The sequence below is a fragment of the Duganella fentianensis genome, from assembly GCF_964031615.1.
In the GTDB taxonomy this organism is placed as follows: domain Bacteria; phylum Pseudomonadota; class Gammaproteobacteria; order Burkholderiales; family Burkholderiaceae_D; genus Rugamonas; species Rugamonas fentianensis_A.
The window spans coordinates 32,769-45,514 of the sequence record NZ_CAXIQN010000009.1 but is presented as its reverse complement, the minus strand read 5'-3'; the positions used below and the strand labels follow the sequence as shown (position 1 = coordinate 45,514).

Here is a 12,746-nt window from a genome sequence, read left to right as displayed (position 1 = left end):
CTGCGTGTCCGGCACTGCGACTGGCGCAATCTCGCCTCAGTCGCGTGCTGCCTCTTAGGCTGGCTGCTGGCCGACCAGGGCCGTGACACGGATAGTCTTAGCCTCGGGCACCTCGGCATGCGACAGCACCTTCAGCTGCGGCAGCGAACGGCGCAGGAAGCGCGACAGCAGCGCCCGCAGTGGCCCCGGCACCAGCAGCACCGGCGTCAGTCCCAGTGCTTCCTGCTGGGCAGTAGCCTGCTGGGCCTGCTGGGCGATGGTATCGGCCAGCCCCGGCTCGATGCCGGCACCATCGGGGCCACTGGCCGCCAGTGCCTGCATCAGCAGACGTTCGAGACGGTTATCCAGCGTCATCACGGACAGTTCGCTGGCACCGGGGAACAGTTGCTGCACGATGGCGCGACCCAGTGCAATCCGCACCAGTGCCGTCAGATCATTCGGATCCTGGGTATTGCCGGCATGCTCGGCCAGTGTTTCGATAATCGACCGCATATCGCGAATGTGCACGCCTTCCACCAGCAGATTCTGCAGCACTTTCTGCAAGGTCGACAGCGATACCGTTTTCGGCACCAGATCTTCTACCAGCTTAGGCGCATCCTTGCCCAGATGATCGAGCAGCGCCTGCACTTCGGCACGGCCCAGCAGCTCGGAAGCGTGGGTGGTAATCAGATGGTTCAGGTGCGTGGCCACCACGGTGCCGGCATCCACCACCGTATAGCCCATGCTCTGCGCCTGATCGCGCAGGCTGGCATCGATCCACGTTGCGGGCAGGCCGAAAGCAGGATCGCTGGTGGCCATACCGGGTAAGGTGCCGCTGGCCATACCGGGATTAATCGCCAGGAACTGGCCGTTATACGCTTCGCCCGTGCCCACTTCCACGCCTTTCAGCGCGATACGATAAGCCGAAGGCTTGAGTTCCAGATTGTCGCGGATGTGTACCGGTGGCGCGAGGAAGCCCACTTCCTGCGCAAATTTCTTACGGATGCCTTTGATACGTTTGAGCAGCTCGCCACCCTGGGTCTTATCCACCAGCGGAATCAGGCGATAGCCCACTTCCAGACCCAGCGTATCGACCGGCATGATGTCCTGCCAGCTAGCCTCTTCCTGCTCGGGCGCTGCAGCAGGCGCCGTCGCTGCCGCTTCCGCTGCCGCCACTTCTTCCGCCTTGGCCGACTCCTCCTTGCGCGTCAGCAGATAGGCCGAGCCGCCCAGTACTGCCGCCAGCAGCAGGAACACCAGATTCGGCATGCCCGGAATCAGCCCCATGCCGCCGATGATGGCAGCGGTGATATACAGCACCTGCGGCTTGGCAAACAGCTGCCCCACCACCTGCGTGCCGATATCCTGCTCGCTGGCCACGCGCGACACCACGATACCGGCCGCGGTCGAAATCACCAGCGATGGAATCTGTGCTACCAGACCGTCACCGATGGCCAGCAGCGTGTAGTTCTTGATCGCATCGGCGAACAGCATATCGTGCTGCAGCAGGCCCACCAGCAGGCCGCCCACCACGTTAATCACCGTCACCAGAATACCGGCCACGGCATCGCCGCGCACATATTTACTGGCACCGTCCATGGCGCCGTAGAACTCCGCTTCCTGCGCCACTTCGCTACGGCGTTTGCGCGCTTCCGCTTCGCCGATCAGGCCGGCATTGAGGTCGGCGTCAATCGCCATCTGCTTACCGGGCATCGCATCCAGTGCGAAACGGGCGCCCACTTCAGCGATACGGCCAGCACCTTTGGTGACCACGGTAAAGTTGATGATGGTCAGAATAATGAACACCACGATACCGACCGTGTAGTTGCCGCCGATCAGGAAGTGACCGAAGGCTTCAATCACCTTACCGGCCGCATCGGCACCAGTATGGCCCTGTGTCAGCACCACACGGGTCGAAGCCACGTTCAGCGACAGGCGCAGCATGGTCGATACCAGCAGAATGGTAGGGAAAGCCATGAAGTCCAGCGGCTTGACCGTGTACAGGCTGGTCAGCAGCACGATGACAGACAGGGCGATATTGAAACTGAACAGCAGATCGAGGATGAAAGCCGGCAGCGGCAGCACCATCATGCCCAGCATCATGATGATCAGGATAGGTGCGGCCAGACTGCTCTTGTTACGGCTATTGGCCAGACCTTGCAGCCATGGCGGCAGTTTGATGTTGCTCAGGGCGTTCATACAGGTGCTCCGTTATTCGGTTCAGTTTGCTGCTTGAGCGTGCTCACGTGCAGAGGGTCCAGCTCTGGCGGCACCTCGAGTTTCTTCGGTACTTCCGGACGGTTGCCATTGCCTTTGCTGAACAGACGCAATTGGAACACATAGGCCAGTACTTCGGCCACTGCCGCGTACAGCGCTTCCGGAATTTCGTCGCCGATTTCCGTATGCTTGAACAGCGCACGGGCCAGTGGCGGCGCTTCCAGCATGGTGACTTTGTGCTCGCGCGCGATCTCGCGGATCTTGGCCGCCACTTCGTCCGTGCCCTTGGCCACTACGCGTGGCGCGCCGCGCATGCCGTCGTCGTACTTCAGCGCCACCGCATAGTGGGTCGGGTTGGTCACCACCACATCGGCGGTCGGCACATCGGCCATCATGCGGCGTTTGGCCATCTCGCGCTGCAGCTGGCGGATCTTGGCCTTGATCTGGGGATTACCGTCGGACTCCTTGGATTCCTGGATCAGTTCCTGACGCGTCATCTTCAGTTTGTTAGCGTAATGCCAGATCTGGTAAGGGCCATCGATGGCAGCAATAAAGCCCAGCGCGCCGACAATGAACAGGAAGCTGCTGGCCAGGATATGCAGCAGGTGCGCCGTACCCAGCTTGAGCGGCTCGACCGCCAGCCCGATCACGGCATCTTTCTGCTTCATCACCACCAGCCACGCCACCAGTCCGACCACCAGCGCCTTGGCCACCGCTTTGAACAGTTCCACCAGCGCATTGGCGGAGAACATATTGCCGATACCATTGATGGGATTGAGTTTGCCGAAGTTCGGCATCACGGCCTTACCAGAAAACAGCCAGCCACCGACCAGCAGCGGCGACACCAGTGCCACCACCATCACCGCCACGCCCAGCGGCAGACAAGCCAGCAGCACGCGCACCAGATCGACCAGTATGCGATTGATCAGCACATCGGCATCGAACACCTGCTCCGGCGTCAGGGCCAGCCCCGACACCAGTGCCGAACTGAGCTGACGGATCAAGCTTTCGCCCGTCATCCACAGACCGGCACCGGCTGCCATCAGCACGGTAAACGTTGCTACTTCCCGGCTTCGGGGAACGTCGCCTTCCTCACGCGCCTGCTCGAGGCGCTTCTGTGACGCGGGTTCGGTCTTTTCGGCGTCGCTATCTTCTGCCATGGTGCCTGCCTGCTGCGGGGTTAAGTGGAACGGGGATCAGTATCGATCGTGCCATTATCCCGCTCGCGCGCGCTGGCCCATCAGCCGAATACGGCGGCTTTTCCCGCCTTACTCGGTATTTCCTACTGGAAATTTGGCATTCAACTACCGGCCTGTGTGACTTTCTGGGCAATGGCGCCGAAGATGGATTTACCATCACTGTCGAGCATTTCGATCCGGATCGTGTCGCCAAAAGCCATGAACGGCGTGCTAGCCACGCCATCCGCGATCATTTCCACGCAGCGCTGCTCGGCGATGCAGGAATAGCCGCGCTTGCCATCGGTGTTGGACACCGTACCGGAACCGATGATGGAACCGGCCCGCACATTGCGCGATTTGGCCAGATGAGCGATCAGTTGCGGGAAGTTGAACACCATATCGACGCCCGCCTTGGGCTTGCCCACCAGTTTGCCGTTCCATGTGGACAGCAGCGGCAGATGGACTTTACCGCCCTTCCATGCGTCCCCCAGCTCGTCCGGCGTCACGGCCACAGGCGAAAAACTGGTGGCCGGCTTGGACTGGACGAAGCCAAAGCCCTTGGCTAATTCATCCGGAATCAGGTTGCGCAATGACACATCGTTGACCAGCATCAGCAGACGGATGCGCTGATGCGCCTGATCGGGCGTCGCCCCCATGGGCACATCATCGGTGATCACCGCCACTTCTGCCTCGAAATCGATGCCCCACTCTTCATGCAACAGCGCAATGTCATCACAGGGACCGATAAAATCGTCGCTGCCGCCCTGATACATGAGCGGGTCTTCCCAGAACGACGCCGGCAATTCCGCCCCGCGCGCTTTGCGCACCAGTTCCACATGGTGCACATAGGCCGAACCATCGGCCCACTGGAAAGCCCGCGGCAGCGGTGCCATGCAGCGTTCCGGCTCGAACGCAAACGTGCGCCGGCCACGGCCCTGATTCAATTCCTGATAGATAGCATCCAACTGGGGCGCAATAAAGCTCCAGTCATCCAGCGCCCGCTGCAGGGTAGGCGCCACGCCGTCGGCCAGTTGCGCCGTCTTCAGATCGCGTGACACCACCATCAGCTGGCCGTCGCGCGTGCCGTCGTTCAGGGTAGCCAGCTTCATGCGCTAGGCACCAGCAAAGCCAGTTGCTCCGGCGTCAAATAGCACCATTCGCCCTCTTCCAGCTCCAGCGATGCCAGGGTCAGGCCACCAATAGCGGAGCGATGCAATGCACTGCAATGATTGCCCGCGGCAGCCAGCATACGTTTGACCTGATGGTATTTACCCTGCTCCAGCACAATTTCCAGCTGATGCTCGCCGCGCTGCACGCAATGCTGGGCAGCCAGCGGTGCCGGTTCATCATGCAATTGCACACCGGACTTCAGCTGTTCTATCAGCTCGGGCGTTACCGGCTCTGCCGTCGTGGCCTGATAAATCTTCGGAACGTGTCGCTTCGGCGACGATTGTGCGTGGATAAACGGGCCATCGTCGGACATCAGCAACATGCCAGTGGTGTCGTGATCGAGCCGGCCGACCGGCTGCAGTTCGCGCCAGCTGAACTGCTCGGGCAGCAGCGTCAGCACACCAGGGTGGTGACTAGGCTTGCGCGAACACTCGAAATTGGCCGGTTTGTACAGCGCGATATACAGATGTTCACGGTACACCCACTCTTCCTCGAAGATAGTGAGAACCAGGCCATCGGTTTCGATAGTTTCTTTGTAATTGTCATGGACTACACCGCCGATACTGACTTCGCCATCATCGATCAGCGAACGGCAGTATTTACGGGTACCAAAGCCCTGCGATTGCAGGATGCGGTCTAGGGATAGTTTGCTCATAGGCTGATTTTACAGGATGGGCGAGTGACGGGGAAAGCTGGCGATATGCAATTGACAACAATGTCCTAGACAAAGCCTTTCGTTGACGTATATCAAACCGAGCACAGGTTCACTTGCTAGACTGAAACCTGATTAGGAATCCACCTACTCAACTAGGAATACGCCAGAGAGAACGACCATGTCGAAACATCCAGCACCGAATGAGCTAGCAGCGGGCCGCCACCGGGCCGAACTTCTGATCGTGCAGTGCCGCTACGCTCTGCAAAATGACGGCGTCCCCATCAATGCGAGCCAGCAATGGCATGCTCAGCGACAGAATGATTTTCTGGCGTGGCTAGATGGGGGTGGCTTGATGCAAACCGATGAGACAAAAGAAAACAGCGGCATTGCACCGCTGTCTTCAACCCCGGCAGGGGCTGTATGAGGAATCGAAATTCACTCGAGGCTGCATCCGCGATGCAGTGTAGTAGTTCCGTCTATCTGTTCAAGTTTGTGGTGAAAACAAAATAAACTGTTTATATCGCCCCCCTTGCAAAGAACTACAGCTTCACTATAGCTCATCACCTCCGGGATGCAAGTAAGAATTTCACCAATTCTCACTTTTTCAGCGCAGCGCTGGCTGCACCCGCTCCATACTGGCTTTCATGGCACCAGCGCCTAGGGCTGCGCCAAATTTCTTCAGCACGCGTTCAGGCAAGCCCTCATGCTGGGTGTAATCGATGATGTCTTCTGCCTTGATCACATCGCGCGCCACACTATCGACCGTGCCGAAGGCATCGGCCAAGCCCATATCGATAGACTTCGCCCCCGTCCAGAATAAGCCGGAGAACATTTCCGGGGTTTCTTTCAGACGTTTGCCGCGCCCTTCGCGCACCACCTGTATGAACTGCTGGTGAATTTCGTTCAGCATGGACTGGGCGTACTGCTTATGCTTGTCGGACAGCGGGCTGAACGGATCCATGAAGCCCTTGTTTTCGCCCGCCGTCAGCAAACGACGCTCGACGCCCACTTTGTCCATGATGCCGGAAAAGCCGAAGCCATCCATCAGCACGCCGATAGAACCGACGATGCTGGCCTTGTTGACGTAGATGCGGTCGGCACCGGCCGCAATGTAATAGCAGCCCGATGCGCAGATTTCGTCCACCACCACATATAAAGGCTTACCCGGATAACCTTTGCGCAGACGGTGCATTTCATCCACGATCATGCCGGCCTGTACGGGACTGCCGCCCGGGCTATTGATGTGCATCAGTACCGCCACGGAACCGCTATCGGCAAATGCCTTGTTGAGCGCCGGAATCACCACGGCAGCCGAGCCACTACCTTCCGATTCGATGGCGCCTTCAATTTCGATCAGCGCCGTATGCCGTCCCAGCGCTTCGCCATCGGAACCGGTCCAGCCCAGATCGAGATAGGCGCTGAGCGCTACCACCACCAGCACCACCGTAATCGCCTTGAAGAAAATCCCCCAGCGACGCGCTGCTTTCTGCTCGTTCAGAGCGGCAAACACCAGCTTTTCCAGCACCTCACGCTCCCACGGCGCAGCTGCGACAGGCGCGCTGGTGGCCGGTGGAGTGAGAGTTTTTTCGGCGCCGTTGGGCTGATTTTCGGCGTTTTCGCTGGTGTTATCGCTCATAATTATCTTTTTGACTACATTCAAGCACGGGCCGGACGGACATAGTCATCCGGTTGCCAGTACAGTTGCTGATCGCGCTCCACTACCGCAATCGGGCGCAACCGGCCGCCTTTGCAGGGACCGCCAGCGCAATGGCCACTTTCCGGCACATACACAGCACCATGGGTGGAACACATCAGATATAAACCGCTGGACTCAAAGAATTCACCTTCGGCCCAGTCCAGCTCTATCGGCACATGGGCGCAGCGATTCAGATAAGCATACGCCTGTCCGCCATAGCGCACGACAAAACCGGTCGCGTCATCGCCGCCCGCCGTGACGGGAAAACGCACGCCTTTACCACCTTCCAGCACGGCATCGGCCGCACAGATCAGAATTTCTTCATTCGCCATCATGCGTGCTCACTCAGCCATTGATGCAGCTCGGCCACAGTAGCGGCCGAATATAGCGGGTTGCAGGCCGCCAGCTGGTCCACCGGATGGGCGCCATACTGCACAGCAATCCCCTGCGCGCCGGCATTGTTAGCCATCAGCAAATCATGGGTGGTATCCCCTATCATTACCGTACGACGCATATCCTGTCCCAACTCACGCGTTAATTCTTGCAACATGGCGGGATGCGGCTTGGAGAATGTTTCATCAGCGCAACGAGTAGCGTCAAATAGCGAGAGCACTTTGACATCATTCATTGCGCGGTTCAGCCCTACCCGACTCTTGCCCGTGGCCACAGCAAGGAAATATCCGTTCTGCGACAGTTCCGTCAGCATGTCATGCACGCCGGGGAACAACGCCAGTTCATGGTCGCGCGACAGGAAATGGTAGCGGTAACGTTCCACCATGCGCGGATAGTAGGCCGGATCGATCTCCGGCAACACCGCCTGCATGGCTTCATGCAGGCCGAGGCCGATCACGTGCGCGGCCACGTCATCGCGTGGAATCGGCAGGGACAGGTCGCGTGCTGCCGCCTGTATGCATTTCACGATAGTCGAGGTGGAATCCATCAGGGTTCCATCCCAATCGAAGACGATTAAATCAAATTGCTTTCTTGCCATGTAATCAGCCCGCAGGCCACCTCAGGATATTTACGATTAGTTAACTGGTTTCCCTAAGCTTAACAAGAATCGCTCACATTCGGGGGCTAAAGGCGCTTTCAGCGTCATGATTTTGCCGGACTCCGGATGGGTGAACGTAATCTGGTAAGCGTGCAGGAACATGCGCTTGAGCGCGCCCCGCGCGTCGGTGGCTTTCTGCAGTGCCTTGTTCAGCGCGAAATCACCGTATTTGTCGTCACCTAAGATAGGGAAGCCGGAGGCCGAGGTGTGCACGCGGATCTGGTGAGTACGCCCCGTTTTCAGTTCCGCTTCCAGCAGGGCAAAGTCCTTGAACTTCTTCAGCAGGGTAAATACCGTGTGCGAAGCCTGACCATCGGCCTGCACGGCCACGCGGCGCTCGCCATCGGCCGTACTATATTTATGCAGCGCCAATTTGACGTGCTGGCGTGCATTCTTCCAGTCACCGGCCACCATGGTCAGGTAGCGTTTGTCCGTGTGACCATCGCGCATCTGCTCGTGTAAGCTGGTCAAGGCGGAACGTTTCTTCGCTAGCAACAATAAGCCCGAGGTATCACGGTCCAGCCGGTGTACCAGTTCCAGAAACTTGGCCTCCGGACGGGCTGCGCGCAGCTGTTCAATCACGCCAAACGACACGCCAGAACCGCCATGTACGGCTACGCCGGCCGGTTTATCGATCACCAGCAGGTGGGCATCTTCGAAAATCACATTGAATTCGGCTGCCGGAACGTGGCTGCCTTCCGCTTTTTCAGCAATCCGGATCGGCGGTATCCGCACCATATCGCCCGCTACCAGCCGATAAAGCTGGTCGATCCGGCCTTTATTCACCCGAACCTCACCGGAACGCAGAATCCGGTAGACGTGGCTTTTCGGCACGCCTTTGCAGACGCGCAATAAATAATTGTCAATACGCTGGCCCGCTTCTTCTTCCGTGATGGTCACAAACTGTGCTTGCAGCGAATTTTGCGGGCGCTCTTGTGGTGTTGAAGGCGGGGAAACATCTTTTTGTTGCCTCATTTGCTCTGTCTTCCCAGAAATCTCTCTAAGTCCTTCATTTTGAATATATAATCGTTTCGCTGCAGTTCACACTGCGGAAAGTGTAAGAATAAAAGCACATTTTACACAGGGGCGTCTCCACTGGCCTCGCCTAATTGCAAATTCAGAGGAAAAAAATGTATACGCACCGCCCTTGCCGGGCTCAGGGTTGCACCGCAGTTGTAATCGGAGACAGGCAGGGACGTAGAATTAAGTGACTGGATAGTAAGGATAAAGTCCGGGCAGATGGATCAAGGGTCTAGCTGTCCGGTTGATGAAGTAGATAACGCTTGCCGTCTTTGCCAGACCCCGGGCTTTGCTGCACGTACGACGCCAGGTTGCCAAGAGCGACCCGGCCTGTCTGTGGCGTGCAGTATGCGAGCCCGTGCCGGATCTGGCCCAACCGAGGCTGTTCACCGCCTGCGATTCTCTGCCGTCCGTCGGGGCCGCATGGATGAGTTGCTGGTGATGCGAACACAGCGGCATGTCGATCGGCTTCATGCGCCCAGTTGCGGCCTTGCAGCGCACCGTAGTGCGCCATGCACCGCTGCACAGAATGGGCATCACCACCACCATCACTTCCGTTCTCGCGTATATCCCTGTACCACGTCACCTAGTCGCCCAGCGACCGGGTGGCACAGAGATGACCCTCGGGTCGCGGAGTTAATAAAAATGAAACGCATGTTGTTTAATGCTACGCAGCAAGAGGAACTGCGCGTAGCCATCGTCGACGGTCAGAAACTGATCGATATCGACATCGAAACGGCGGGCCGCGAACAGCGCAAGTCGAATATCTACAAAGGCGTGATCACCCGTATCGAACCGTCGCTGGAAGCTTGCTTCGTCAGCTACGGTGAAGATCGCCACGGTTTCCTGCCATTCAAAGAAGTTGCACGCACTTACTTCCGTGAAGGCATCGACGTCCGTAACGCTACCATCAAGGAAGCGCTGCGCGAAGGCCAGGAAATCATGGTGCAGGTGGAGAAGGAAGAGCGCGGCAACAAAGGCGCGGCACTGACCTCCTTCGTCTCGCTGGCTGGCCGCTATCTGGTACTGATGCCAAACAACCCGCGCGGTGGCGGTGTTTCGCGCCGCGTCGAAGGTGAAGAGCGTCAGGAACTGCGCGAAACCATGGACAAGCTGGACCTGCCGCCGGGTATGTCCGTGATCGCCCGCACCGCTGGCATCGGCCGCAATGTCGATGAACTGCAGTGGGACTTGAACTACCTGATGCAACTGTGGCGCGCGATCGAAGGCGCTGGCAAGTCGGCCCCGGGCGCATTCCTGATCTATCAGGAATCGTCGCTGGTAATCCGCGCAATTCGCGATTACTTCCAGCCTGATATCGGCGAGATCCTGATCGATACCGACGAGATCTATGAGCAGGCGCACCAGTTCATGAGCCACGTGATGCCCGACATGGTGCACCGTGTAAAACGCTACAGCGACGACGTGCCGCTGTTCTCGCGCTTCCAGATCGAACACCAGATCGAAACGGCTTACTCGCGTACCGTACCGCTGCCATCGGGCGGCGCCATCGTGATCGACCACACCGAAGCACTGGTTTCTGTGGACGTTAACTCGGCCCGCGCTACCCGCGGTTCGGACATCGAAACCACTGCCTTCAACACCAACTGCGAAGCGGCCGAAGAGGTTGCTCGTCAGCTGCGTCTGCGTGACTTGGGCGGCCTGATCGTGATCGACTTCATCGACATGGAAGTGGCCAAGAACCAGCGCGAAGTGGAACAGCGTCTGAAAGATGCGCTGCACCACGACCGCGCCCGCGTTCAGATGGGCAAGATTTCCCGCTTCGGCCTGATGGAACTGTCGCGCCAGCGTCTGCGCCCTTCCCTGTCGGAAGGTTCGCACGTGACCTGCCCGCGCTGCTCCGGCACCGGCCACATCCGCGATACCGAATCGTCCGCGCTGCAAGTGCTGCGGATTATTCAGGAAGAGGCGATGAAGGAAAATTCGGCCACTATCCACGTGCAAGTGCCAGTGGACGTTGCCGCCTTCCTGCTCAACGAAAAACGCGGCGAAGTGCTGAAGATCGAAACCCGTCACCGCATCACCATCATTCTGGTGCCGAACAAGCACCTGGAAACCCCGCACTACAAGCTGGAACGCATCAAGCACGACGATCCCCGTCTGGAAGACCATCAGGCCAGCTACAACCTGGCCGAGCAGGCAGAAACCGACATGGCCTACAGCAAGCGCCAGAAGGAAGAAACCAAGCCGCGTCAGGAAGCCGTCGTCAAAACCATTACGCCGGATCAGCCTGCGCCTATGGTGGAACGTAACAAAGCCAGCGAAACCGTCATCAAGCCTGTGCCAGCGCCGGCCCCGACCGCACCGAAGAAAGGCTTCTTCGCCCGTCTGTTCAGCTTCCTGAGCCCTGAGCCAGCACCTGCCGCTCTGCCACAGCAGCCGACCATCGTGGTGAAAACCCCTGCCGGTGACCGTGGCGAACGCAATGGCCGTGGCCCGCGTGGCCGTAACCGCAATGGCAAAGGTGGCCGTGGCGAGCGTGAAGAGCGCGAAGCCGGTGCTGCCCGTCCAGCTAGCGAAGAAGGCAAAGCCGACAGCAGCGCCCGCCCAGCCCGTCCTCCACGTCCACCGCGTGAACCACGCGAGCCACGTGAAGGCCAGAACGGCGAAGCGCAAGCGCCGCGCGAGCGCGCCGAACGTGCACCACGCCCACCGCGTGAACCACGTGGCGAGAAAGCCAATCAGGAAGCCAAGGCAGAAGAACTGGCACTGAATCCGGCCGCAGCACTGAACGGTCCAGCCACGGACGCCGCTACTACCATCCTGAAAGCTGCACCGCAGAATGGTCCGGAAGGTGAAGAAAACGAGGCAGCCGATGGTGAAGAACCACGCCGCCGTCGTCGTCGTGGTGGCCGCAACCGTAACCGCCGCGAGCGCGAAGGCGCCGAAGGTCAGGAAGCCGTTGCTGGCGAGCAGAGCGAACAGGGTACGCTGAAGTTCACCGTGGCACCGGCCGAAGGTAACGAAGCCGTGGTCGCTAGCGCACCAGTTGCTGCCGTCGAAGCCGCTGTAGCGCCGGCTGCCGCGCCGGTTGCCGCTGCAGAAGCTGCGCCAGCCCCTGCCGCTGTAGAAGCCACCGTTGCTGCACCAGTTGCAACGCCTGCCACTGTTGCAGCGCCAGTCGCTGAAACCGTTGAGGCTACCCCAGTGGTTGCAGAAGCTGCCGCACCAGCGGTAGTGGTCGAAGCACCAGCGGCTGCGCCTGCTGTTGCTCCAGTCGCCGCGGCCGAAGTAGCAGCAGTGGTGGTCGCTGAAGTAGCGGCCGAAGTAGCTGCTCCAGCCGTCGAAGCTGCACCAGCTGTGGTCACTGCTCCTGCAGCAGTAGCCGCCGAAGCAGTGGCAGCACCTGCTGCGCCAGTAGCTGAAGCAGCCCCTGCCCCAGTGGCCGCTGCCGAAGCAGTTGTCGCCGCTGCGCCGGCAGAAGCCGCCCCTGTAGTAGCCGTTGCTGCGGCCGAAGCTACTCCAGTTGCTGCACCGGCTCCAGTTGCTGCACCGGCTCCAGTCGCTGCGCCTGCACCAGTGGCCGCTCCGGCTCCAGCAACCGACCTGAACGCTCTGCTGAGCTCCGCAGGTCTGACGCTGGCTGCCACCGATCCGGCCAAACTGCGTGCTGCACAGGAAGCCGCTGCTGCCATCGTGCAGCCCGTGCGCAAGCCACGCGAGCGCAAACCGCTGCCACCGCAATCGGATGAGCCACTGATCCAGGTCGATACCCGCCGTTAATCCGGTCGGCAATCGCCACAAAAAGGGAAGCCGTGT

The 12,746-nt window shown here is 59.4% G+C and carries 10 protein-coding genes; 2 read left to right on the top strand and 8 right to left on the bottom strand.

Features of this window, described 5'->3' with window-relative positions; all coding sequences use genetic code 11:
- Positions 1 to 54 precede the first annotated feature (54 nt).
- The 4 genes from flhA to ABNT42_RS06090 form a co-directional block, all read right to left on the bottom strand.
- Positions 55 to 2,178 carry a flagellar biosynthesis protein FlhA gene (gene flhA / locus ABNT42_RS06105; RefSeq protein ID WP_348695366.1) on the bottom strand — a complete coding sequence of 708 codons (2,124 nt, stop codon included), beginning with the start codon at positions 2,176 to 2,178 and terminating at the stop codon, positions 55 to 57.
- Positions 2,175 to 3,356: a flagellar biosynthesis protein FlhB gene (gene flhB, locus ABNT42_RS06100; protein ID WP_348695364.1), complete on the bottom strand. Its 1,182-nt coding sequence runs from the start codon at positions 3,354 to 3,356 to the stop codon at positions 2,175 to 2,177. The genes flhA and flhB overlap by 4 nt, the downstream gene beginning before the upstream one ends.
- 140 nt (positions 3,357 to 3,496) lie before the next feature.
- On the bottom strand, positions 3,497 to 4,483 hold the full coding sequence (locus ABNT42_RS06095) for a fumarylacetoacetate hydrolase family protein (RefSeq protein ID WP_348695361.1): 987 nt from the start codon (positions 4,481 to 4,483) through the stop codon (positions 3,497 to 3,499).
- Positions 4,480 to 5,199 (bottom strand): 16S rRNA pseudouridine(516) synthase, encoded by a 720-nt coding sequence (locus ABNT42_RS06090; protein WP_348695358.1) that lies wholly within the window; start codon positions 5,197 to 5,199, stop codon positions 4,480 to 4,482. Before ABNT42_RS06090 ends, ABNT42_RS06095 begins: the two co-directional genes overlap by 4 nt.
- A gap of 178 nt (positions 5,200 to 5,377) precedes the next feature.
- On the opposite strand from ABNT42_RS06090, the gene ABNT42_RS06085 reads away from it, so the two are divergent.
- Entirely contained in the window at positions 5,378 to 5,623 is a 246-nt protein-coding gene (locus ABNT42_RS06085; protein ID WP_348695355.1) for a hypothetical protein, read from the top strand.
- A gap of 180 nt (positions 5,624 to 5,803) precedes the next feature.
- Here ABNT42_RS06085 and ABNT42_RS06080 read toward each other — a convergent pair whose 3' ends face one another.
- Genes ABNT42_RS06080 through ABNT42_RS06065 form a run of 4 tightly spaced genes read right to left on the bottom strand, consistent with a single transcriptional unit; the run spans position 5,804 to position 8,921 of the window.
- Positions 5,804 to 6,835, bottom strand: coding sequence for a S49 family peptidase (locus ABNT42_RS06080; RefSeq protein WP_348695353.1), 1,032 nt, complete (start codon positions 6,833 to 6,835; stop codon positions 5,804 to 5,806).
- Between the two features lie 20 nt (positions 6,836 to 6,855).
- The gene (locus ABNT42_RS06075; RefSeq protein ID WP_348695351.1) at positions 6,856 to 7,230 is read right to left on the bottom strand and encodes a Rieske 2Fe-2S domain-containing protein; all 375 of its coding nucleotides are present in this window, start codon (positions 7,228 to 7,230) and stop codon (positions 6,856 to 6,858) included.
- The gene (locus tag ABNT42_RS06070; protein ID WP_348695348.1) at positions 7,227 to 7,886 is read right to left on the bottom strand and encodes an HAD-IIIA family hydrolase; all 660 of its coding nucleotides are present in this window, start codon (positions 7,884 to 7,886) and stop codon (positions 7,227 to 7,229) included. The genes ABNT42_RS06075 and ABNT42_RS06070 overlap by 4 nt, the downstream gene beginning before the upstream one ends.
- Before the next feature lie 36 nt (positions 7,887 to 7,922).
- Entirely contained in the window at positions 7,923 to 8,921 is a 999-nt protein-coding gene (locus ABNT42_RS06065) for an RluA family pseudouridine synthase (protein ID WP_348695345.1), read from the bottom strand.
- Between the two features lie 690 nt (positions 8,922 to 9,611).
- Here ABNT42_RS06065 and ABNT42_RS06060 point away from each other — a divergent pair.
- Positions 9,612 to 12,710 (top strand): Rne/Rng family ribonuclease, encoded by a 3,099-nt coding sequence (locus tag ABNT42_RS06060; protein ID WP_348695342.1) that lies wholly within the window; start codon positions 9,612 to 9,614, stop codon positions 12,708 to 12,710.
- Positions 12,711 to 12,746: the final 36 nt, after the last annotated feature.

Excerpts from the sequence above, each read along its gene's own strand:
- ABNT42_RS06080 (WP_348695353.1), bottom strand. The coding sequence starts at position 6,835 with ATGAGCGATAACACCAGCGAAAACGCCGAAAATCAGCCCAACGGCGCC.
- ABNT42_RS06070 (WP_348695348.1), bottom strand. The coding sequence starts at position 7,886 with ATGGCAAGAAAGCAATTTGATTTAATCGTCTTCGATTGGGATGGAACC.
- ABNT42_RS06060 (WP_348695342.1), top strand. The coding sequence starts at position 9,612 with ATGAAACGCATGTTGTTTAATGCTACGCAGCAAGAGGAACTGCGCGTA.
- flhB (WP_348695364.1), bottom strand. The coding sequence starts at position 3,356 with ATGGCAGAAGATAGCGACGCCGAAAAGACCGAACCCGCGTCACAGAAG.
- flhA (WP_348695366.1), bottom strand. The coding sequence starts at position 2,178 with ATGAACGCCCTGAGCAACATCAAACTGCCGCCATGGCTGCAAGGTCTG.
- ABNT42_RS06075 (WP_348695351.1), bottom strand. The coding sequence starts at position 7,230 with ATGATGGCGAATGAAGAAATTCTGATCTGTGCGGCCGATGCCGTGCTG.
- ABNT42_RS06065 (WP_348695345.1), bottom strand. The coding sequence starts at position 8,921 with ATGAGGCAACAAAAAGATGTTTCCCCGCCTTCAACACCACAAGAGCGC.
- ABNT42_RS06095 (WP_348695361.1), bottom strand. The coding sequence starts at position 4,483 with ATGAAGCTGGCTACCCTGAACGACGGCACGCGCGACGGCCAGCTGATG.
- ABNT42_RS06085 (WP_348695355.1), top strand. The coding sequence starts at position 5,378 with ATGTCGAAACATCCAGCACCGAATGAGCTAGCAGCGGGCCGCCACCGG.
- ABNT42_RS06090 (WP_348695358.1), bottom strand. The coding sequence starts at position 5,199 with ATGAGCAAACTATCCCTAGACCGCATCCTGCAATCGCAGGGCTTTGGT.